This window comes from Listeria sp. MAN/IMW/UF555 (assembly GCF_058684075.1).
In genome coordinates this window covers 1-21367 of the sequence record NZ_JBZWZS010000005.1, presented here as the reverse complement: position 1 = coordinate 21367, position 21367 = coordinate 1, and the positions used below count along the sequence as shown (strand labels likewise).

At 35.9% G+C, this 21367-nt stretch carries 22 protein-coding genes; 15 read left to right on the top strand and 7 right to left on the bottom strand.

All coding sequences use genetic code 11. The features are described 5' to 3' along the window. Positions 1 to 13: 13 nt before the first annotated feature. The 4 genes from AC4PG8_RS13375 (at position 14) to AC4PG8_RS13360 (ending at position 4138) form a co-directional block, all read left to right on the top strand. Entirely contained in the window at positions 14 to 2320 is a 2307-nt protein-coding gene (locus AC4PG8_RS13375) for an excinuclease ABC subunit UvrA (RefSeq protein ID WP_492170446.1), read from the top strand. Next, positions 2321 to 3292, top strand: a complete 972-nt coding sequence (locus tag AC4PG8_RS13370; RefSeq protein WP_492170445.1) for a serine hydrolase domain-containing protein — start codon at positions 2321 to 2323, stop codon at positions 3290 to 3292. Between the two features lie 70 nt (positions 3293 to 3362). Then, positions 3363 to 3764 (top strand): fosfomycin resistance hydrolase FosX, encoded by a 402-nt coding sequence (gene fosX / locus AC4PG8_RS13365; RefSeq protein WP_003762632.1) that lies wholly within the window; start codon positions 3363 to 3365, stop codon positions 3762 to 3764. A gap of 20 nt (positions 3765 to 3784) precedes the next feature. Beyond that, positions 3785 to 4138 carry a hypothetical protein gene (locus AC4PG8_RS13360; RefSeq protein ID WP_185482713.1) on the top strand — a complete coding sequence of 118 codons (354 nt, stop codon included), beginning with the start codon at positions 3785 to 3787 and terminating at the stop codon, positions 4136 to 4138. A 34-nt stretch (positions 4139 to 4172) separates the two neighbouring features. On the opposite strand, the gene AC4PG8_RS13355 is transcribed toward AC4PG8_RS13360, so the two are convergent. Then, positions 4173 to 4379, bottom strand: coding sequence for a hypothetical protein (locus tag AC4PG8_RS13355; protein ID WP_003762628.1), 207 nt, complete (start codon positions 4377 to 4379; stop codon positions 4173 to 4175). 27 nt (positions 4380 to 4406) lie between these two features. Next, positions 4407 to 5309 carry a methyl-accepting chemotaxis protein gene (locus AC4PG8_RS13350; RefSeq protein ID WP_010990964.1) on the bottom strand — a complete coding sequence of 301 codons (903 nt, stop codon included), beginning with the start codon at positions 5307 to 5309 and terminating at the stop codon, positions 4407 to 4409. A gap of 190 nt (positions 5310 to 5499) precedes the next feature. Here AC4PG8_RS13350 and AC4PG8_RS13345 point away from each other — a divergent pair, with 190 nt between their 5' ends. Beyond that, complete coding sequence (locus tag AC4PG8_RS13345; protein ID WP_185485080.1) at positions 5500 to 6042, top strand: GNAT family N-acetyltransferase; 543 nt, start codon at positions 5500 to 5502, stop codon at positions 6040 to 6042. 44 nt (positions 6043 to 6086) lie between these two features. Here the strand turns inward: AC4PG8_RS13345 and AC4PG8_RS13340 are convergent, their stop codons facing one another. Further along, complete coding sequence (locus AC4PG8_RS13340; protein ID WP_003762620.1) at positions 6087 to 7052, bottom strand: cation diffusion facilitator family transporter; 966 nt, start codon at positions 7050 to 7052, stop codon at positions 6087 to 6089. Positions 7053 to 7259: 207 nt separating this feature from the next. Between AC4PG8_RS13340 and AC4PG8_RS13335 the strand changes: the two genes are divergently transcribed. Next, positions 7260 to 7934 carry a VanZ family protein gene (locus AC4PG8_RS13335; RefSeq protein WP_492170444.1) on the top strand — a complete coding sequence of 225 codons (675 nt, stop codon included), beginning with the start codon at positions 7260 to 7262 and terminating at the stop codon, positions 7932 to 7934. A gap of 25 nt (positions 7935 to 7959) precedes the next feature. Next, positions 7960 to 10557 carry a bifunctional lysylphosphatidylglycerol flippase/synthetase MprF gene (gene mprF / locus AC4PG8_RS13330; RefSeq protein ID WP_492170443.1) on the top strand — a complete coding sequence of 866 codons (2598 nt, stop codon included), beginning with the start codon at positions 7960 to 7962 and terminating at the stop codon, positions 10555 to 10557. A 17-nt stretch (positions 10558 to 10574) separates the two neighbouring features. Here the strand turns inward: mprF and AC4PG8_RS13325 are convergent, their stop codons facing one another. Then, entirely contained in the window at positions 10575 to 11477 is a 903-nt protein-coding gene (locus AC4PG8_RS13325; protein WP_492170442.1) for a TIGR01777 family oxidoreductase, read from the bottom strand. Positions 11478 to 11574: 97 nt separating this feature from the next. Here AC4PG8_RS13325 and recX point away from each other — a divergent pair, with 97 nt between their 5' ends. Genes recX through AC4PG8_RS13310 form a run of 3 tightly spaced genes read left to right on the top strand, consistent with a single transcriptional unit; the run spans position 11575 to position 13092 of the window. Continuing rightward, entirely contained in the window at positions 11575 to 12384 is an 810-nt protein-coding gene (recX, locus tag AC4PG8_RS13320) for a recombination regulator RecX (protein WP_492170441.1), read from the top strand. A gap of 1 nt (position 12385) precedes the next feature. After that, positions 12386 to 12619 carry a YfhJ family protein gene (locus AC4PG8_RS13315; protein ID WP_003730568.1) on the top strand — a complete coding sequence of 78 codons (234 nt, stop codon included), beginning with the start codon at positions 12386 to 12388 and terminating at the stop codon, positions 12617 to 12619. 11 nt (positions 12620 to 12630) lie between these two features. Further along, positions 12631 to 13092, top strand: coding sequence for a dCTP deaminase/dUTPase family protein (locus AC4PG8_RS13310; protein WP_033837566.1), 462 nt, complete (start codon positions 12631 to 12633; stop codon positions 13090 to 13092). A 31-nt stretch (positions 13093 to 13123) separates the two neighbouring features. Here the strand turns inward: AC4PG8_RS13310 and AC4PG8_RS13305 are convergent, their stop codons facing one another. Continuing rightward, complete coding sequence (locus AC4PG8_RS13305) at positions 13124 to 14104, bottom strand: metal-dependent hydrolase (protein WP_070023972.1); 981 nt, start codon at positions 14102 to 14104, stop codon at positions 13124 to 13126. 199 nt (positions 14105 to 14303) lie between these two features. Between AC4PG8_RS13305 and mutY the strand changes: the two genes are divergently transcribed. The 3 genes from mutY (at position 14304) to ntdP (ending at position 16833) form a co-directional block, all read left to right on the top strand. Further along, a complete protein-coding gene (gene mutY, locus AC4PG8_RS13300; RefSeq protein WP_492170440.1) occupies positions 14304 to 15401 on the top strand; it encodes an A/G-specific adenine glycosylase in 1098 nt (365 codons plus the stop codon). A gap of 3 nt (positions 15402 to 15404) precedes the next feature. Continuing rightward, positions 15405 to 16151 carry an enoyl-[acyl-carrier-protein] reductase FabL gene (fabL, locus tag AC4PG8_RS13295; RefSeq protein ID WP_003768955.1) on the top strand — a complete coding sequence of 249 codons (747 nt, stop codon included), beginning with the start codon at positions 15405 to 15407 and terminating at the stop codon, positions 16149 to 16151. 154 nt (positions 16152 to 16305) lie between these two features. After that, on the top strand, positions 16306 to 16833 hold the full coding sequence (ntdP, locus tag AC4PG8_RS13290) for a nucleoside tri-diphosphate phosphatase (protein WP_003719986.1): 528 nt from the start codon (positions 16306 to 16308) through the stop codon (positions 16831 to 16833). Between the two features lie 40 nt (positions 16834 to 16873). Here the strand turns inward: ntdP and AC4PG8_RS13285 are convergent, their stop codons facing one another. Together AC4PG8_RS13285 and AC4PG8_RS13280 are read right to left on the bottom strand one after the other, a co-directional pair. After that, positions 16874 to 17962: an aromatic acid exporter family protein gene (locus AC4PG8_RS13285; protein ID WP_003767254.1), complete on the bottom strand. Its 1089-nt coding sequence runs from the start codon at positions 17960 to 17962 to the stop codon at positions 16874 to 16876. A gap of 105 nt (positions 17963 to 18067) precedes the next feature. Further along, entirely contained in the window at positions 18068 to 19366 is a 1299-nt protein-coding gene (locus AC4PG8_RS13280) for a glutamate-1-semialdehyde 2,1-aminomutase (RefSeq protein WP_185485076.1), read from the bottom strand. A 142-nt stretch (positions 19367 to 19508) separates the two neighbouring features. Between AC4PG8_RS13280 and AC4PG8_RS13275 the strand changes: the two genes are divergently transcribed. Next, a complete protein-coding gene (locus AC4PG8_RS13275; protein WP_492170439.1) occupies positions 19509 to 20450 on the top strand; it encodes an NAD(P)-dependent oxidoreductase in 942 nt (313 codons plus the stop codon). A gap of 82 nt (positions 20451 to 20532) precedes the next feature. Then, positions 20533 to 20979: a peroxide-responsive transcriptional repressor PerR gene (gene perR, locus AC4PG8_RS13270; protein WP_010990957.1), complete on the top strand. Its 447-nt coding sequence runs from the start codon at positions 20533 to 20535 to the stop codon at positions 20977 to 20979. The last annotated feature ends 388 nt before the right edge of the window (positions 20980 to 21367 follow it).

Sequence of the window (21367 nt, the reverse complement as noted above, 5' to 3'; positions counted from 1 at the left end):
GTAGGGGGAAAGCATGGACTATATTCAAATTGAAAACGCATATATTAATAACCTGAAAAATATAAGTATAGAAATCCCTAAAAATAAATTTATTGTAATTACTGGAATCAGTGGTTCAGGAAAATCAAGCCTAGCATTCGATTTGATTTTTGAAGAAGGTAGAAAAAAGTATCTTCAATCAATAGGAATGGCTTTAGATTTTGGAACAGACTATTATACAAATATTACCGGGTTAAGTCCCACTGTAGCAGTAAAGCAAAACCTCATCAGACAAAGTAATCCGCGCTCTAGTGTTGGATCTAAAACAGGACTTTTAAACAAATTTAGTCTATTATTCGCAAATGAAGGTTCTTACCAAGATAGTGAAAGTTTTTCGTTAGCTAATGATGATATAAATCCTGATATTTTTTCCTATCTTTCGCCAAATGGGATGTGTTTTGACTGCGCTGGAACTGGTAAACAATTTCATATTCATATGGAAAATATTATTTCATCTAAAACAATGACCGTCGAACAAGTATTTCAACAAATTGGTTCAACAAAAGGTTACCTTAATTTACTACAGAGAAAATATACTACTTATTTTCATGAAGCTTTTTCGAATTGTCCCATCGAGATTCAAAATGAATTAATTTATGGTGTAGTAGATAATTACTCTGGGAAAACAAGTTATTGCATTGAACGAGTATTACATAATCGGTATCTACGTAATGAAGATGTTCAGAGATTTTATTCACAAGAAATCTGTGAATCCTGTAATGGCTACCGCATTTGTGATGAAGCTAGAATGATGAAAATTGCTAATCTACACTTGGGTGAAATTGCCAGCATGTCCTTAATAAAAGTAAAAGAGTTCCTTGATAATTATATAGAGATGAATAAATTGTCAGCTTTTGGGACAGAGTTATCTCGTTCGCTTATTGCAACTTTAAATTCACTCATCCATATTAAACTAGGACATTTAACGATGTACCGAGAGATTCCGACCTTAAGTGGAGGCGAACTACAACGAATTTTTTTATATGACCACTTAGAATCAAAACTAGATTCACTCATCTACGTGTTTGATGAACCTACTAGCGGACTACACGAATCAGAAAAACAAGAGATTATCGAGTCACTTCAATCAATCAAAGCCCATGGAAACACTGTACTTATTGTTTCTCATGATAAAAAAATAATAAAAGCTGCTGAACATATTATTGATGTTGGAACAAATGCTGGAGATTTAGGCGGTGAAATAGTTTATCAAGGATCCTATTCAGAGTTTCTGAATAATCACCATTCGCTTACTTCAAAATTTCTAGATTATGATATGACAAAAAGTTTCAAAAAAAATAAGCAGGAAACAAAAGATACACTAAGGATTAGTAATGCAAATCGAAACAATTTAAAAAACATTTCAATTGAAATTCCGATTAACAGCCTTGTTGGAATTGCTGGAGTTTCTGGGAGTGGAAAAAGCACTTTAATATCTAAAACATTAGTACCACTCTGCAAAGAACAATTAAAGAACAGCGATTTCAGTAATCCAAATATCAAAGGAATGGATAAAATACAAAAGATAATTGAAATATCACAAGCTCCAATTGGACGCAAAGCAAATTCAAACCCGGTTACTTATATAGGTTTATGGGATAAGATAAGAGAATTATTTGCAAAACAACCTCAAGCAGTTAAAGAAGGATTAAAAGCAGGCGATTTTTCTTTTAACTCAAATGGCGCATGCCTATCTTGTAAAGGTAGTGGGGTTGAAGATATTTCGATTGGCTACGACATTCAATTTAGTAAAACTTGTCCAGAATGTAATGGGACACGATTTAATTCTAAAACCCTGCAAGTTTTGTACAAGCAAAAAAATATTAATGATGTTCTAGAAATGAGCGTAGATGAGGCTATCTCATTTTTGGAAAGTTCAACGATTGACCTATCCGTATTAAATATCCTAAAAAAAATAGGGATGGATTATGTGAAATTAGGTCAACCTACCTCAACTCTTAGTGGTGGTGAGGCTCAGAGAATCAAATTAGCAAAAGAAATTGGAAAAACAAGAAAAAAAGATACCCTTTATGTGTTAGATGAACCGTCAGCGGGCTTAAGTCAATATGACATTTCAAAATTGCTTTATTTACTAAATGAGTTAGTTACAAGTGGTAATTCAGTAATTGTTATTGAACATGATCTCGATATATTAAAATGCTGTGACTGGATTATAGAGCTTGGCGAAGGTAGTGGAGACAAGGGCGGAGAAGTTATTGCACAAGGAACTCCAATCGACTTAAGCGAAAATAGTGCATCTATTACAGGGAGGTATTTATAAGTGAATAACACGCCTATGTTGCCTCAAGAAAAATTTTTAATAATTGATGAATTAGTAAAGAAGAAGTACTCAAATATTAGAGGACTATCTATTTTTCAAAATGAAAATCACGTACTAGAAACCTATTATGGTCGTAAAACTAAAAATGATAAATTTAACGTTGCTTCCATAACTAAAAGCGTCATATCCTTATTAATTGGAATTGCGATCGATAAAGGTTATATTCGAAGTGTAAACGAAAAAGTGATAGATTTTTTTCCTGAATATAAATTTACTGATAACAATGTTTTAAGGAATCAGATAACTATTAAAAACCTTTTAACAATGACGGCTCCATTTCCTTTTCCAAATATGCGAGAACCTTTAACAAGACTATGTCGGCAGAATGATTGGGTGGAGTATGCGCTTAAAATAATGGGGTCAGGCGGGAGAATTGGAACTTTTAAATATTCTACAAGCGGTGCCCATTTGTTATCAGCAATTCTTACAAAAGCAACAAAAATGAGTGCGCGCGAATTTGCAAATAAACACCTTTTTGAACCATTATCGATTGAAACAGTTCCTAATTTCCCGATGAAATTTGATATAGATCATGTCTTTGGGAGGAAAATGAAAGGTTGGGTTTCTGACCCTTTAGGAAATAATGCGGGTGGTTGGGGGCTAACACTAACTTTAAATGAAATGTCAAAACTTGGACAACTATGCCTCCAGGAAGGATATTTCAATGGAAAGCAAATTATTAGTAAAGAATGGCTAGAAGAGTCTACCCGCCAAGTAAAAAATAGTTACGGATATTATGGATACCTCTGGTGGGTTAGAGATAATAAAGATGAATATATGGCAGTGGGGTCAGGTGGAAATATTATTTATATAAATAAAAATAAACGGATAGTAATTGCAATTGCTTCAACTATCATTTCGAAACCTGCAGATAGACAAGAATTAATTGATAAGATACTATCAATACTATAGCCAGTGAAAGGAGAAATAGGTCGATAGGTAGGAAAAGTACTTCAAAGAAAACAGAAGGACTGGTGAGTACATGATTTCAGGATTAAGCCATATCACTTTAATTGTGAAAGATTTGAATAAAACAACCACATTCTTAGAAGAAATTTTTGACGCAGAAGAAATCTATTCTAGTGGCGATGACACATTTTCGCTCTCCAAAGAAAAGTTTTTTCTAATCGCTGGACTGTGGATTTGCATTATGGAAGGTGAATCTTTACAAGAACGCACTTACAACCATATTGCTTTTCAAATTCAAGCAGAGGAAATGGATGAATATATCGAGCGAATTAAATCACTCGGCATGGAAATAAAACCAGAGCGCTCTAGAGTAAAAGGCGAAGGACGATCCGTTTATTTTTATGACTATGATAATCACCTGTTTGAATTACACGCCGGGACATTAGAAGAACGCTTAAAAAGGTATCATAAATAGCAAACACAGGAGGAACTACTATGAAAAAACTATTTGATGAAACGAATGAATTTGAAAACAAATACTACCGAACTATTTGGTACGGTTATATCGAAAATGAGTTTGAACCTGAATTAAGTACCACGATAAAACAGCTAATTCAAAGCGATCTTACCGAAAAAACAGCAAATCCAATCGAAGCCGCGCACTGGGTTTTCTATAGTGGAGCACAAGCTGGCGATGCAATCGGTGATAAAGTCCGCTCATCCATAATGGTCCGCCATCGTGATAACGAGTTTGTCGTCCATTACAACATGAGCGATTTCCAATTTGTTACCGTGTTTGACGTAGCAACCAACTTTAAAAATCAACTTGAACAAGATTTGAATAAATAAAAACATCCCACCTATTGTTAGGTGGGATTCTCTTTCATCCAAGTTCTTTCCAGTGCCAATTACCGATATGTAAACCTTGATCCATTTCATTTGATGTAAAACTATCAGCTCTTGCTTCTGTTTTTGCTCGTGTTAATGAAGTCGCGCTTCCAAAACTATTTGCAGTTTCGTAGTGGTACTCTTGATTGTTCAAGCGAATAATAATGGCACGACCAGAAGGATGTTTTCCAATTAGTTTCAAGACTTCTTCGCTCCTTTTTTCAGTCGGTTAAATCATTTTTGTGAAAGCACCGGCATTTTGATCCAAGGCAGTAGAGGCAGATTCAATTTGGCTAAAATCTTCTAAAGATAAAATAAGGACTTCTTGGCTTTCCTCGACTTTTGCTTCGACACGTTCTGTACCACTTGAGATAGTATTAATTTCTTGCGTGATACCGTTGACACTTTTTTCCACTTCTTTAATTGCTTCTTCTACACGACTCGAAAGCTTCCTAACTTCTTCAGCTACAACACTAAAGCCACGCCCAGCATCACCAGCACGTGCTGCTTCAATTGCTGCATTTAAGGCAAGTAAATTGGTCTGAGAAGCAATTCCGTTAATTGTATTAATAATGCCGTGAATATTTTGTGCTTCTGTTTGCAAATCGTGAAGGGTATCGGTATTTTCATTTGATTCTTTCGTGATTGATTTCACGAGTTCGAGGAGAGCTTCACTGCGCGTTTTTCCAACACTGGAATGTTCTTTTAAATTTGTTGCCATGCTTTTTAAACCAGATGCAAAATCATGGACAGTTTCTTCTCTTCTCGTAATATCAGTTGCTATTTTTGCAACTCCGACTACTGTTTCTTCGCGAATAATAGGGATATAAGTCGCTTCGAACCAAACACGTTCGCCACGAGCGTTTTTTCGTTCAATTTTATTTTGAAATTTTTGTCCAGCTAGTAGATTTGTCCACATTTCTTTGTAACTCGCAGTTTGTACAAAGTCTGGAAAGCATAAGTCAGGGTGCGATAATTGCAACATTTCTTCTTCTGTATACCCCATAGCTTCCGCGAAAAGTGCATTAGCGTAAGTTACTTTTTTATTAGTATCAAAACGAATTATTGCTACGTTTTGAAGTAAACCATCGAGAAGGAGAGTTGCGTCTTCTGTTTCCGCATTAACATTCATTAAAAAAACCTCCATTTTTTAGAAAAATAATATGAAAATAACCAACACCAACATAATAACACACTTATATTCGTATTAGAAGGTTTATTTTTTTATAAAATGGGTATAATTGAAAAATTTAGCTCAGTAGAGTTACTTGCAATCCTGTTAGAACAATCTTATAATTTAGAAAAATACGGGAGGGATAGGGATGCGAATTACGGGGGAACGGATTTACTTAAGACCTTTTCAAATAACCGATGCGAATCAAAAATTAGCTTTTCATTTAGCGAATAAGTCTTTTTTTGCAGGCTATTCGATGGAGCGGGATGAGCGCTTTTATACAATAGAAGAGCAACAAGCGCTTATTTTACGATTAGAAGATTTTGCTGCAAGTGATGTAGAGTATTATTATGGAATTTTCTTGAAAGATACAGATGAACTTATTGGCACAATTAATTTATTTAGTATTTTGCGTGAATCGTTACAATCCGCATTTATCGGTTACTTTTTGGATAAGGCTCATAACGGAAATGGGTATGCTACCGAGGCAGTACAGTTAATAGTAGATTTTGGATTTGATATTCTTGGACTTCATCGTATTGAAGCGGGTGTTATGCCAAAAAACGAGCGATCTAAGCAAGTTCTTTTAAATGCTGGATTTCATTTAGAAGGGCTAGCGGTTCAAAATGTGCGCATTAATGGAACGTGGGAAGATCATCAAGTACTAGCCATTATAAATCCTGGAGACTAAAAAAAGCCAAGTGGCGCAATTTGCGCACTTGGCTTTTTCTTCTTTTAACGTCCGTCGCCGTATTCCCAGTTACGAATAGCATCGTCTTCATCAAAAGAAATTAACACATCAGCAACTCCGCGAAGTTTACCGATATTTTCTTCTAAACGGTCTTTAATATCATCTACTTCCGCAAGTGTAAGCATCGGATCAAGTTCGACCTCGACATCAACGTGAAACACATCGCCTTCTTTTAACACGGTAAGTACTTGTATATCACGTACATCTGGATCGCTCATTACTAATTGTCCAACAGTTAAATGCATGCTTTGATCCGATTCTCCAATCACCCCAGCAGCATTATCTAAAAATACTTTTCCGACAACAATAAACATCATAACCCCAATTAACATCGAGGCAATACCTTCCGCTTGATGAAATGGAGTGTAGTGGGAAATAATGACTGCAATCATTGCAAGTAAGCCACCGCCAGTTGCAACCGAATCCTCTAAGAATACTAGTTTAGTCGCCGCTTTTGCCTTACCAAGATTTAAAATACTATCTTTAAATAAGCTAAGACCTTTTGATTCTAAACCAACATCATGAGCAATTTCGTGCATCGCTTTTACAAGAACGGAAAACTCTAAAATAGTACAAAGTAAAAGTACCACGAGATTAATAAGAAAACCGGTTGAACTTGTCGGATCGATGATGTGCGCGAAACCTTCTCGAATTGTCTCAAATGCCATAATACCAACAACAATTACCGCGCCAAGAAGTACTAAGTTAACCATCCGGCCAAAACCATGCGGAAAACGTTTCGTCGGCCGTTTCTTACTTAAAGCAGAACCTATAAATACGAAAAACTGGTTAGCTGCGTCACCAAGGCTATGTAGCGTTTCAGCAAACATCGCAATGTTCCCTGTGAAAAAATAAGTGACACCTTTTATAATTGAAACAATCGTATTAACAAGAGCTGCTGTTAAAGCTGATTTATTGCCTTCTTTTAATAACCCTAATAATTCTTTCATCCTAGTCTCCTCCACGAATATCATTAAGAAATTGTAGCATTTTTTCACTCAAAAAGAAAATAGGAACTAAGAAGCTTTCTAGAAGCTTGCAAAAATGTAAGTATAAACAAGCTTTCTTTTCAAATTTATATCTGCTAAACTGGTACTAGGTGCTTATTCAGAGAGTCTGAAAGCTGATTTTGAAACGGAAGGCGTTGGGATACGAGAATGCAAGTCCAAAAATGCCGTTTTTTTGTATTGTTACTGCCAGTATTATATCTCTTATATGGGGTTTCACTTGCACTACAATTTGGGAATAACGCTGATTTAATTAATACGATTACTAATAGTTGTATACTTTTATTAACAACATTAATTTTAACAAAACTGGCTAAATTAAAAAACTGGATTGATTTCATCTGGTTTTGTGTATTTATTTTATATATATTTGTGCTCTTACATCTAGTAGCCTATATTTCGATTGGTGACTTTGTAAACAGCACGTATACAGGGAATTTCCACATTCAAAAAGAAATGATTAATTTAATACCTTTTACAACAATAGAAAACACATTCCAACAAACATTACCAACGATGCCAACAATTATTCAAATAATCGGGAATGTTTTATTATTATGTCCGCTGTCTTTCTTTCTACTTTACTTTAAAATCACTAGTACAGCAGGAAAAACTATACTTGTTATTTTCCTTACTTCTTGTGGTATTGAATTGCTACAATTTGCTCAAACAACGATGATTACAGGATTTGAAAGTATCTCACTTCCACCAAACCGCTCTACAGATGTAGATGATATTATTTTAAATACGTTAAGCGGTTTAATTGGTGTCTTACTTGCATATGCAATTTCACCAGTTAGAAAACGTATAAATAAAAGAAGATGAATGTAATCGTTAAGGAGACTTAGTTATGAAAGAAAAGTTAATGCAAGCCTATGCTTGGTTCCAAAGAAATAGTATGATCGTAAAAATAGTTTTTATTACCTTTGTAATGGGGTTCGTCATATTTGAGATTGTCAATATTGCGACAGGGATTGATTACCCATCATTAAAGGCAAATATCACTTCTCAAAGCCCAGAACAGATATTTATTATGTTCATTGTCGGCTTAATTGCTGTGACACCAATGCTTTTGTATGATTATGTTATTGTAAAACTTTTACCAGGAAAGTTTTCGCCAATTCATGTGGTTGCATCTGGTTGGATTACGAATACATTCACCAATATTGGTGGATTTGGCGGGGTATTAGGCGCAAGTTTAAGAGCAAGTTTCTACGGAAAAAATGCCTCCCATAAAGAAATTTTACTAGCAATCTCAAAAATTGCTTTATTCCTAGTATCGGGATTATCGATTTACTGTTTAGTATCATTAACAACATTACTTATTCCAGGTTTTGCTGATCATTTCGTTAATTACTGGCCATGGCTTCTAGCTGGCGGTCTTTACTTTCCGATTTTATTCACGATTACCAAATGGAAAAGTAAATCGTTATTCGTGGACTTGCCAATTAAGAGAGAATTAACGTTAATTGTTGCTTCCCTTTTAGAGTGGGGCTTTGCATTTGGCTGTTTTGCAATTATTGGTGTTTTAATGGGAGAACCAGTTGATATTTTCAAGGTATTTCCATTATTTGTTATCGCTTCTGTCATCGGTATTGCTTCGATGGTTCCAGGGGGCGTAGGAACTTTTGATGTAGTAATGATTCTTGGACTTAGCCAATTAGGTGTTTCTCAGGAATTGGCACTTGCTTGGATGCTATTTTATCGGATTTTCTACTATATTATTCCGTTCATTGTCGGTCTACTTTTCTTTGTTCAAAAAGCAGGAAAACGACTAAACGATTTTTTAGAAGGATTACCACTACTATTTTTACAAAAAGTGGCACATCGATTTTTAGTGTTTTTCGTATATGGATCGGGGCTATTACTGATTTTATCTTCCGCAGTTCCAAATGCGATTTACCATGTACCATTCTTATACAAAATCATGCCATTTAACTTCTTGTTTACATCACAAATTACAATCGTTGCTTTTGGCTTCTTATTACTCGGGCTTGCAAGAGGGATTGAATGTAAGACAAAGAAAGCTTACATTATAACGGTCATCGTACTAGGTTGCGCTATTTTCAACACACTTGCTCGCGTATTTTCGATGAAACAAGCGATTTTCCTAGGAATTGTTTTACTATGTTTATTCCTTGCTAGAAATGAATTTTACCGGGAAAAACTTGTATATACCTGGAGTAAAGTAATCATTGATAGCATCATCTTTATCGTATGTTTAGCTGGTTATATTGTAATCGGTATTTATAATTCACCAAACATTAAGCATTCCAAAGAAATCCCTGACTATCTACGCATTGCATCTGAACATTTATGGTTAGTTGGATTTGTCGGCGTCTTTATTGCTGTCGTTAGTCTAGTTATTATTTACATTTACTTATCTACTACTAAAGAAAAACTCGGCTCGCCATTTGAAGCAGTCAAAGTACGTGAACATTTAGCGAAATGGGGCGGAAATGAAGTCAGCCATACCATGTTCTTACGCGATAAACTACTATTTTGGGCGGCAAAAGGGGAAGTACTTTTCTCTTACCGAATTATTGCTGACAAGATGGTAATTATGGGAGAACCAACTGGAAATATGGACAAAATGGAAGACGCCATTGAAGAAGTCATGACAAATGCGGATCGATTTGGTTATCGTCCCGTGTTCTATGAAGTCCGCGGCACAATGATTCCTTATCTGCATGACCACGGCTTTGACTTCATTAAGCTTGGCGAGGAAGGTTTTGTCGATGTTCAAAACTTTACAATGAGCGGTAAGAAGAAAAAAGGCGAGCGAGCGCTAATGAACAAATTAGATCGCGAAGGTTACACGTTTGAAATCATTCAGCCACCTTTTAACAATGAGATGTGGAAGACCTTGCGAGCTGTTTCAGATGAATGGCTTGATGGCAGGGAAGAAAAAGGCTTTTCTCTTGGCTTCTTTGATACGTATTATTTAGAACAAGCAGATATAGCTCTTGCCAAAAATGCAGACGGAACCGTAGTTGGCTTTGCTTCTATGATGCCGTCGTATACGGATGAAATGACTTCGATTGATTTAATGCGATACTCAAAAGAAGCCCCGTCAGGCATTATGGATTTTCTCTTCATCAATTTATTTGAAAAAGCGAAAGAAGACGGATTCCAAACATTCAATGCAGGCATGGCACCACTAGCAAACGTTGGTGAAAGTAAATATGCATTTCTTGGTGAACGCTTGGCCGGGCTTGTATACCGTTATAGTCAAGGTTTCTATGGATTTAAAGGTTTACGAAATTTCAAATCCAAATATGTAACAGAATGGGAACAAAAATTTGTAGCATTTAGAAAACGAAGCTCCATTGCGTTTACAATGTTACAGCTAATGATTCTCGTAGGGAAAAAACGACCACTTGCTAATAATCAAGTAGTGCTCGATTTTCCGCTAAATGAAGAAATAGAAAAACCAGATTCTGAGTAAATCAGAATCTGGTTTTTTTAATCAATTAAGTCATCTAAAGCTTCTTGCAACGTTTCGAACCGAAATTCAAAATGATTACTCATCAATTTTTCTGGATAAGCTCTCTGGCTATCCAAAATGGTCATTGCTCGTTCACCGAGAATGAATTTAATGATTTTCTTCGGTACTGGAGTTTTATAAGGTTTATGCATTGCTTTACCGAGTCGCTCGGCAAATTTCTTTTCTTGAACAGGGTGAGGCGCTGTAAAATTAACTACCCCATTAATCTGTTCATGATTAAAAATAAACAACATTGCCGCTACAACATCATCGACATGAATCCAAGAATACCATTGTCGACCACTGCCGAATTTCCCGCCTGTATATGTTTGGAATAACTTTTCAAAAACAGGAAATGAACCGCCGCCAGTCCCAAGTACAAGCCCAAAACGAGCGTAAACTACTCGAATACCTAAATCACTTGCTGCACTAGCTGTCTTTTCCCATTCATAAACTGTTTTTCCTAAGAAGTTATCTGCATAAGCATTTTCTTCCGTGTCTAGATAAATAGTTGATTTGGAGGAAGTATAAGCTCCAATTGCACTTGCATTAATCCACAATTTAGGTTTGGATTTCATTTTTGAAACAATCGATAAGAGTGCTGAAGTAGCTTCGATGCGGCTATTTACAATCACTTTCTTCCTATCATATGTCCATTTTTCATCCATCAAACCAGCACCTGCCAAATTAATACAAACATCTACTGGTAAATCTTCTAAATTAGGTAACTTATCATCATTTAACCATTCAATATAATGTACATTTGCGCGGTTTTTTAGCTTTTGTCTTGTTAAGATGAAAAGCTCGTGATCTGATTTTTCTAATTCATGTACTAAATGATTACCAATAAAACCTGTTGCGCCTGTAAGTAAGATATGCAATTTTATCACCTCTTTATAGTCCTAACTAGTTTATTCCCTTTTTAGTAGTATTAAAACCAATTTTTGCGGTATGATAGATAAGAGAAGGAGGCGGATTATGAAAATCACGTCCATAAGTGTCCAACAAAAAAATAAAGAACGCTATAACATTTTTATTGATGAAAAATATAATTTTAGTGTGGATGAAGAAGTTTTAGCCCGTTACCAACTAATGAAGGGAAAAACGTTAACCGAGGCTGATATAGAAGAAATAAAACAAGCAGATATGGTCCGGAAAGGTCTTAATAAAGCAATCAATTTCTTATCACATCGCGTCCGTTCGGAAAAAGAAATTCGCGATTATTTAAGAAAGCAAGAAATGGAACCTTTCGCAGTAGATGAGATTTTAAAAAAATTAGCTGATATGGATTATATTAACGACGTCGAATTTGCCGAACTATACACAAAAACACAAATCAAAACAACGCTAAAAGGACCGCGAACAATTGAGCGTGAGTTAGTTGAAAAAGGTTTAACAAGAGAAATTATTAGTCAAGTAATGGAAGAATATGCAAGTGATACTCAGCTCGAAAATGCCACCAAACAAGCGATGAAAATCATGAAACGGAACAACAAAAGCGCAAAGAAAATGCTACAACAAAAAATTATCACTGATCTAATTCAGAAAGGCTATTCTAGCGAAGTAGCGAAAATGGCTGCAATTGAAGCTACAAGTGAGTTAGATGTGGCGGATGAAGCAGACATTTTACAAAAACAAGTTGAAAAAACAATTCGTAAAAATAAACGCTATAAACCAAGCATCGCCAAGCAAAAAACAATCACATCGCTAATGCAGAAAGGTTTTTCTTATGATACAATTCAATCATACCTAATTGAAAATGAAATCAGTTTCGAGGAGGAAGAGTGAATTGTATACGTATTTAGATGAACTAACGGCGGAATTGATGGCTAAAAATCCGCATTTAGATAAAGAGCAAGCCTTATGGTGGATTGAAATGCTGTGGTCAGATTTCGAAAGTTCCTATGCAAAAGCAGGCTACCCGTACCGTGGCCCTGAGTACGCAGCGGATTATGTTCGCCAACAAATCGAGCGTCACGGTAGCTTTTTACATCAAGTAGAACGAAAAGACCCAAACAAATAGGAGTGAACAAAGTGAAAGTAAGAGGATTTGAAGTAGTTAATGAAGCAAGTAGAAAATTTCCAGAACAAACCATATCGCTACCAATACGCGGCGATAAAGGTTCAGCTGGCTATGATTTCTTCTCCAATGAAACAATAACTATTGCACCAGGAGAAAAACATATTTTTTGGACAGACATTAAAAGTTATATGCAAGAAGATGAAGTTTTAAATATCCACGTGCGTTCTTCTATCGGCATTAAAAAAGGTTTATTGCTATGTAACGGTACTGGAATAATCGATTCTTCTTATTATAGTAACCCAGGTAATGACGGGAATATCGGAATTGCAATTAAAAATTTCTCTTCAGACCCAGTAGAAATTGAATCCGGTGAACGTGTTGCACAAGGGGTTTTCCAAAAATACTTAGTAGCAGATACTGACATCGTTGCAAACGAATCCCGCGTTGGTGGGGTAGGCAGTACTGGTAGATAAATAAAAAAGACCCGGAATCCCGGGTCTTTTTTTAAATACTAACAGGTGCTAGTTTTTTGTATAATTTTTCAGTTGAGAAAATCCAACCAGTGTAAGATGAAATGATATTTAAGTCATCATCTAATTTAACTACTGCTACGAATGGGTAATGCCCATTACTTCGATAACGCAAATCAGTAAAAGTAACATAGGTTCCATCTAGTTTTTCTTCAATGCGCCAATTGTACACTTTGGAGAATGAGATGAAAGCTGCCAAGTTTTTATCTTTTTTCGCAGAACGAATGATTTCATTATCAGGAACAGGTAGCCGATCAAATTTTTCATAAATGGAGATATTTCGTTTGAAAGCTCGACCTACGTAGTAATGATCCTTGGTTGTAACCGCCACACGCCACTGAAAGAAATGGATAGTGGACGCGATAATGATTTCTTCTGAATCGGGAATTAAGTTTTGAACCGCATGTTTGATCATCCGCTGCGTCACAAATCTTGCCACGTAATAAAGTGCCAAAATAATGTAGAGCGTGACAAACGTAGGAACTGCTGGTGAACCTAATAGCCAAACCGCAATAGCAACGACATGAGAGCCGAAAATGAACCAATCAAAAGTATTGATAAATCCAAAAGCAACCCATGTCTCTTTAAACGGTCTAATAGCTTGCGTCCCGTATGCGTTGAAAATATCAACAAAAATGTGTAACCCAACCGCTATAAACGTCCATAATAATAAATGAATAAACGTGGCTGCTGGGAAAATTAAATACAAAATGGATGAAATAAGTAATGGCCAAATGGCAAGCATCGGCAAGGAATGCGTGATTCCTCGATGATTTCTAATATAATCAGCGTTATTTTTAAGTTTTAATACAGTGTCAATGTCTGGAATTTGTGAACCAATAATTGTTGCTGTCATAATACCAATGGCAGCTTGAGAACTTCCGGCAACTACCGGGTCTACGGTTGCTAACGCTCCGAGTGCAATTCCCATTACTACATGTGTGCCAGTATCCAATGACTTTGCCTCCTCTAAAATCGGTCTTTAAAAATACAAGTGGTGCTGCCTAAGAAAGCACAACACTATTCAATTAAGCCAGCTTTCGGTATAATAGAAAACGGCTTAAGAATGGGTATACTATTTTATTCCCTGTTTACATTATACTACACATCCGGAGTATCACACATTAGAAATCTATTAGAATTACGAGGGGAAAATGAGAAAAATGAAGAGACTAACATGGGATGAAACAAAAATAACTGCTTTTCAAGAAGCACTCGTTTCCTGGTATGAAGCGAATAAACGCTTTTTACCTTGGCGCGAAAATACTGAACCTTATAGAATTTGGGTCTCAGAAATCATGCTTCAACAAACAAAAGTCGATACTGTGATTCCTTATTTTAATCGCTTTATGACTCAATTTCCGACAATGGAAAGTTTTGTTAATGCAGATGAGGCAGACATATTAAAAGCATGGGAAGGATTAGGTTATTACTCGCGTGTTAGAAATCTTCAAACCGCGATGAAACAAGTAATGACTGATTTTTCTGGAGAAGTACCAAGTGATTTAACGACTATTTTATCACTTAAAGGTGTCGGTCCATATACGGCAGGAGCTATTCTAAGTATTGCATATAATCAAGCAGAACCAGCTGTCGATGGAAATGTGATGCGTGTTATTGCACGAGTTTTGGAAATTAGCGAAGATATTATGAAAGCATCCACACGGAAAATTTTTGAAGAAGTGCTGTATCAACTAATTGACCAAGGAAATCCGGCAGCATTTAACCAAGGCTTAATGGAAATTGGCGCGCTCGTTTGTACACCTACAAAACCAATGTGTCTGCTTTGCCCCTTGCAACCTTTTTGCGAGGCGCATAAAAATGGTGTCGAAACCAATTACCCAGTGAAAATCAAAAAAACAAAAACGAAAACCAAAGAATTACTAAGTATTATTGTAATTTCAGACGATGGAAAAATAGCGATAGAGAAACGACCAGAAAATGGTTTACTAGCGAATATGTGGCAATTTCCAACCATTGAAATCGCCAAAAAAGAAAATGATGAAGTAGCAAAACTACAATTTTTACATAATTATGGCTTAGAAGTATCGCTAGAAGAGGAGCCGATTGCGCATATCAAACACATCTTTTCTCATTTAGTCTGGAAAATGGACATTCGTGTGGCGAGACTTCGGTCAGCAGTTCCAAATGAAAACTGGCATTTCGCAACAGAAGAAGAAATGAAACGGCTTGCTTTTCCAGTACCATATCAAAAAATGTGGCAAGCTTGGAAAGAATTTAAGGGGGAGTAATAAATGAACAAAGTAGCATTAGTAACAGGAAGTAGTAGAGGACTTGGAAGAGAAATAGCCATTGCGCTTGCAAAAGAAGGTTATGACATTGCAGTAAACTTTTCAAGAAATCGAAAAAAAGCAGAAGAAGTACAACAAGAAATTGAACAATTAGGAAGAAAATGCACTATTTTTAAAGCAAATGTTGGCGACGTAGAAAAAGTGAGAGCTTTATTTAAAGCTGTAGACGAAGAATTTGGTCGATTAGATGTTTTTATTAATAATGCAGCAAGTGGTGTGCTTAGACCAATTATGGAACTAGAAGAATCACACTGGGACTGGACAATGAATATCAATGCGAAGGCGTTATTATTTGCAGGTCAAGAAGCAGCTAAATTAATGCAACGTCAAAAAAGTGGTAAAATCATTAGTTTGAGCTCTATTGGTTCGATTCGGTATTTGGAAAACTATACAACTGTTGGCGTATCAAAAGCAGCGGTAGAGTCACTTACTCGTTATTTAGCAGTTGAACTTGCGCCTTTTGGAATTGCTGTAAATGCTGTTTCAGGTGGCTTAATCGAAACGGAAGCACTGAATCATTTTCCAAACCGTGAAGAGTTATTAAAAGATGCCGTAAGTAAAACTCCAGCAGGTCGAATGATTGAACCAAATGATTTAGTCAATGCTGTACTATTCCTTGCTAGTGAAAAAGCAGACATGATTCGCGGGCAAACTATTTTAGTAGATGGTGGTAGAACACTTTTAGTATAGTAAAGTAAAAAGGATAAAAATTAGCTATTTTTCGTAAAAATTGTTCTTTTTTGAGGAAATTATTCCGTTTCAGCACAATATTGTTTTTTTGCAGTCTTGCCTTATGTTATAATAATAATGATTTTGATAGTACATGAGGAAAGTAGGATAAAGGATGTACTTACCCAAAGAGAAAGAAATAATACAGATCAAGAGCTACAAACATAACGGTAAACTTCATCGTACTTGGAAAAAGACAGTGGTGCTTAAATCTACGGAGAATATTATTATCGGTGGAAACGACCACACATTAGTTGTGGAAGCAGACGGACGTAAATGGGTAACGCGCGAACCATCAATTTGTTATTTTCATAGTGATTACTGGTTTAATGTAATTTCGATGATTAGAGAAGATGGCATTTATCATTACTGTAATTTAGGTACACCTTTTGCGGTAGATGAACAAGCGCTGAAGTACATTGACTATGACCTCGATATTAAGGTTTTCCCAGATGGAAGGTTTCATTTGCTTGATGAGGGCGAATATGAACAACACCGTCGCCAAATGAAGTATCCAGACTCAATTGACCGGATACTAAAAACTAATGTAGATGTGCTAAGCCACTGGATTTTGGACAAAAAAGGTCCATTTTCTCCTGATTACATTGACATTTGGTATGAAAAGTATAAAGAATATCGTTAAAAAAACGAGCTTGGAGTTTATCTCCAAGCTCGTTTTTTGTTTATTCTTCATTAACGTTAATATCGATTTGATTTTCTTCTGTATGTCGAAGTTTAAAACTGTGAATTAATTTTTCTAAATAATCGATTGTTTCTTGATAAGCAAAAACAGAAGCGATAATACGCATTAGATGATATTTATCCATCATGTCTTCATATTCATCTTTTTCTGTTTCTTCCATCTCACGCAGGAAAAGTTGCATTAAATCTTGTGGATCTTGTGCTAAATGTGACTCTACATATTCAAGATCGATAGAAACTTTGTCAATATAGGTTAGTAAAAGTTGTTCATGTTTATCTGTTAAGTAATCAATATGTTGTCTAATTAATTCTTGTTTATCTGGCGGTAGTTGCAAATAATCATTTTCATAACGGTGTTGGATTTTTAACAGTTCAAAACCTTTTTGAGAGCAAAGCAACATCTGCCTATAAACAGCAATTTTCCGACCTTTTGAAATAGCATTTTTCTTCAGGAAAGTACGCTCTTCTCGGTATAATCCGTATAAGTTACGCGTTTGATTTAACTGTTTTTGCATCCATTCCATATCTTTTTTTAGAAGAGGGAAGTCTGCGGCGTGGCGAAGATTTAGTTTAATCCAGCGTACAATCTCGCTATTAGTATTGTAAATCAACTGGAAAAGAGAAACTTCATATTTCGGTGGTAAAAAGAACAGATTGACGATAAATGCAGCAAGTAAACCTAACATAATTGTCCCAAAACGAATGAGGGCAATTTCTAAAAAGTCATTACCAGGAGAGTCCATGACAATGATTAAGGTAACTACAGCAAGTCCAATCGTATTCTCCAAACGAAATTGCATTAATAAAGCCACACAGATTATCGAAGCAACACCAATTAAAATAAAATCATTACCAATATAAAGTCCGAAAATAATTGCAATGATGGCTCCAATAACGTTCCCTTGTGCCCGTTCTAAAATAGTTCGATATGATCTATAAATAGAAGGCTGGATAGCAAAAACGGCGGAAATGCCTGCCAGAGATGGAGATGGTGAATTGCAAAGCTGGGCGATAAAAAGCGCCAATGTGATTGCAATACCTGTTTTCAAAATTCTAGCTCCGAATTTCATGGAAGGTTATTCCTTTCTATAGACTATTTGAGCGGGATTTTTAAGTTTTCCCGCTCATTCTTCTTCTATTATAACGTTTCTCTCAAGTTTATACAGTAATATTACCTATTTACCTTGAACCAATTTGCCAAAAACAGTATCAACTGCTTGAATCGTTTCTAAAATATCTGCCTCGGAATGCGCGGAAGTAATGAACCAAGCTTCATATTTTGACGGTGCCAAGTTAATCCCTTCTTCTAGCATACCCTTAAAGAAGCGACCGAATAAATCTCCATTTGTAGCCCCAGCTTCTGCATAATTAGTCACAGGCTCATCTGTAAAGTAAACAGTAAGTGCTCCGACAATTTGGTTGACTGTAACTGCGATACCATGTTTAATAGCTGCTTTTTCAATGCCTTCTTTTAACATCGAACCATATTTTTCAAAACGATCATAAAGACCTTCTTCTTGTAAAACTTCTAAACAAGCAATACCAGACAGAATAGAGGCCGGATTACCCGCATGAGTTCCAGCTTGATATGCTGGACCAAGTGGAGCGACTTTTTCCATAATATCTACTCGACCACCGTAAGCGCCAATCGGAAGACCGCCACCAATAATTTTACCCATCGCAGTCAAATCTGGAATAACACCTAAATAATTTTGAGCACCACCATACATAAAACGGAACGCCGTAATAACTTCATCATAAATAACTAACGAGCCATTTTCATGTGCAAGTTCATTCACAGCCTCTAAAAAGCCTTCCACAGGAGCAACCATTCCAAAATTCCCAACGATTGGTTCTACTAAAACAGCAGCAACTTGATCTCCCCAAACAGCTAATGCTTCTTTGAAAGATGTCAGATCGTTAAACGGAACCGTAATAACTTCCTCCGCTGTTGATCTTGTTACTCCAGCTGAATCTGGAATACCGAGAGTAGAAGGGCCAGAACCAGCTTCCACTAGCACTAAATCAAAATGCCCGTGATAACAACCGGCGAATTTAATAATTTTATCTCGTCCAGTATAAGCACGAGCCACACGAATAGTAGTCATAACCGCTTCCGTTCCAGAGTTTGTAAACCGAACTTTTTCAAGAGAAGGAATGGCCTCTTTTAACATTTTTGCAAAAGTTATCTCGTGTTTCGTAGGAGTACCGTACAAAACGCCATTTTGCGCAGCTTTTGTAATCGCTTCTGTAATATGAGGATGCGCATGCCCGGTAATAATTGGTCCAAATGCAGCTAAGTAATCAATATACTTATTACCATCTACATCATAAAAATAAGCTCCGTTAGCCCGTTCCATTGTTACAGGAATACCACCGCCAACTCCTTTATTTGACCTAGATGGGCTATTAACCCCGCCAACTATATGTAAAAGTGCTTCATCATGCAGTTTTTTTGACATTGAATGATCCATTTCGTCATCTCCTCAAAATTTTAATACCTTCTATATTCTATGCGAAAAAGTGAGATGCCGCAATCGAAAAAACAATATTATTGCTGACAAATGAAAAAAAGCATAAAATTAAAGTATAGCTAAAGAGAGGAAGTGAGGCAGAATGAAAGTTTTGTTTACGCTAGATGTACCCGAACGCCTTAAAAATTTACAAGCGGAAAAATTTCCGGACGATACCTTCTATTTTGAAAGTATTGATCATTTTACCAATTTAGGCGAAGTGGATGTCATCATCACATATGGATCTAACATTACTGAAGAAAAAATAAAAAAAGCTACTAATTTGAAACTAATAATGGTATTTTCTGCCGGAGTAGATAGCCTACCAACAAAAATTATCCAAGAACAAAAAATAAAAGTTGCTAATGTAAGAGGGATTCATGCAATACCAATGGGAGAATATGCCTTATCATTTATGTTATCTCACGTAAAAAAAGCAGCTTTCTTCTATCAAATGCAAAAAGAAGAAAAATGGGCAAGCGAAGAACCTATTACTGAATTAGCAGGAAAAACATTAGTGGTGGCAGGTACTGGAGCAATCGGAGCAAAAGTAGCAGAATTCGCTCAAGCTTTTGATATGGAAGTTATAGGGATTAATACTACTGGCCATCCAGTAAAACCATTTAGTAAAACATATGCCATGACTGACTTGGAAAAAGTAGCTCCCTTAGCCGATTTTTTCGTAAGTGTTTTGCCACAAACAGAAGAAACCTCAGGCATTTATCAGTTATCCTTTTTTGAGAAAATGAAAACTAACGCCGTATTTATTAATATTGGAAGAGGAAGCGCAGTAGAATTAGAAACTTTAGAACTAGCTTCAAAAGAAGAACAAATCGCTCATTTTTATCTAGATGTTTTACCAGAAGAACCACTGCCTGCAGAAAGCTATCTATGGCAAGCGAGCAATGTAACAATTACCCCGCATGTATCTGGTCATTCTGATAAATATTTGGATCGTAGTTTTGAGATTTGGTTTGAAAATATAAATAATTTGAAAGAAAATACAAAATTGCGGAATGAAATTGATTTAAATAAAGGCTATTAAGCTACAAATTATGCCATTCTATTGACAGTTAAGCGTTATTTCCGGTATTATGAATATAATAATTATTTTTGGAAGGGAGTGCATGGCGGTGTCTAATGCAACTCTAAAAGAGGCAGTAGATGTCTTAAAGAAAACAGGAGTAAGAATCACTCCTCAGCGTCATGCTATACTTGAATTCTTAATTAACTCACATACACACCCAACCGCAGATGATATTTATCGGTCTTTAGAAGGAAACTTCCCAAACATGAGTGTAGCAACGGTATATAATAATTTGCGCGTTTTTCGAGATGCCGGTCTAATTAAAGAATTATCCTATGGCGATGCATCTAGTCGATTCGATTTCTCAACTTCTAACCACTACCACGCAATTTGTAACGTATGTGGAAAAATAGTAGACTTTCATTATCCAGGCTTAGATGAAGTAGAACATTTCGCAGCCCACGTAACTGGCTATGAAATTGATAATCACAGGCTGGAAGTATATGGAACATGTCCAGAATGTAAAGAAAAACAATCAAATAATTAAACAAAAACACTTAGCCTAGCTAGGTGTTTTTTATGTTTTTAGTACTTTTTTTCATTTTTATTTAATTTTATGCATAATTCGGTTGACATATATCTCAAAACTTGATATATTAGTTTTCGGCGCTACAATAGCAGTGATTTAAAAGAATTTTATTCATAAAATAAATTTAAAAAGTTGTTGACAGATAGTTGCTTAAATGATATGATTTAAAAGTCGCAAAAAACAAACGAAAACATTCGCACATCAAGGATGAAAGCGACTAACTGACCTTTGAAAACTGAACAAAGAAGAAGACGAAAAGCAATGAGACGTAAAGTCTCACTGGTAATCGCAGGGCAGAAAACAGAAAGCTGTTTTCAACAAAAACAAACTAGTAATTTAATTGCTA

Excerpts from the sequence above, each read along its gene's own strand:
- AC4PG8_RS13375 (WP_492170446.1), top strand. The coding sequence starts at position 14 with ATGGACTATATTCAAATTGAAAACGCATATATTAATAACCTGAAAAAT.
- fosX (WP_003762632.1), top strand. The coding sequence starts at position 3,363 with ATGATTTCAGGATTAAGCCATATCACTTTAATTGTGAAAGATTTGAAT.
- AC4PG8_RS13360 (WP_185482713.1), top strand. The coding sequence starts at position 3,785 with ATGAAAAAACTATTTGATGAAACGAATGAATTTGAAAACAAATACTAC.
- AC4PG8_RS13350 (WP_010990964.1), bottom strand. The coding sequence starts at position 5,309 with ATGAATGTTAATGCGGAAACAGAAGACGCAACTCTCCTTCTCGATGGT.
- AC4PG8_RS13345 (WP_185485080.1), top strand. The coding sequence starts at position 5,500 with ATGCGAATTACGGGGGAACGGATTTACTTAAGACCTTTTCAAATAACC.
- AC4PG8_RS13340 (WP_003762620.1), bottom strand. The coding sequence starts at position 7,052 with ATGAAAGAATTATTAGGGTTATTAAAAGAAGGCAATAAATCAGCTTTA.
- AC4PG8_RS13335 (WP_492170444.1), top strand. The coding sequence starts at position 7,260 with ATGCAAGTCCAAAAATGCCGTTTTTTTGTATTGTTACTGCCAGTATTA.
- mprF (WP_492170443.1), top strand. The coding sequence starts at position 7,960 with ATGAAAGAAAAGTTAATGCAAGCCTATGCTTGGTTCCAAAGAAATAGT.
- recX (WP_492170441.1), top strand. The coding sequence starts at position 11,575 with ATGAAAATCACGTCCATAAGTGTCCAACAAAAAAATAAAGAACGCTAT.
- mutY (WP_492170440.1), top strand. The coding sequence starts at position 14,304 with ATGAGAAAAATGAAGAGACTAACATGGGATGAAACAAAAATAACTGCT.
- fabL (WP_003768955.1), top strand. The coding sequence starts at position 15,405 with ATGAACAAAGTAGCATTAGTAACAGGAAGTAGTAGAGGACTTGGAAGA.
- ntdP (WP_003719986.1), top strand. The coding sequence starts at position 16,306 with ATGTACTTACCCAAAGAGAAAGAAATAATACAGATCAAGAGCTACAAA.
- AC4PG8_RS13285 (WP_003767254.1), bottom strand. The coding sequence starts at position 17,962 with ATGAAATTCGGAGCTAGAATTTTGAAAACAGGTATTGCAATCACATTG.
- AC4PG8_RS13280 (WP_185485076.1), bottom strand. The coding sequence starts at position 19,366 with ATGGATCATTCAATGTCAAAAAAACTGCATGATGAAGCACTTTTACAT.
- AC4PG8_RS13275 (WP_492170439.1), top strand. The coding sequence starts at position 19,509 with ATGAAAGTTTTGTTTACGCTAGATGTACCCGAACGCCTTAAAAATTTA.
- perR (WP_010990957.1), top strand. The coding sequence starts at position 20,533 with ATGGCGGTGTCTAATGCAACTCTAAAAGAGGCAGTAGATGTCTTAAAG.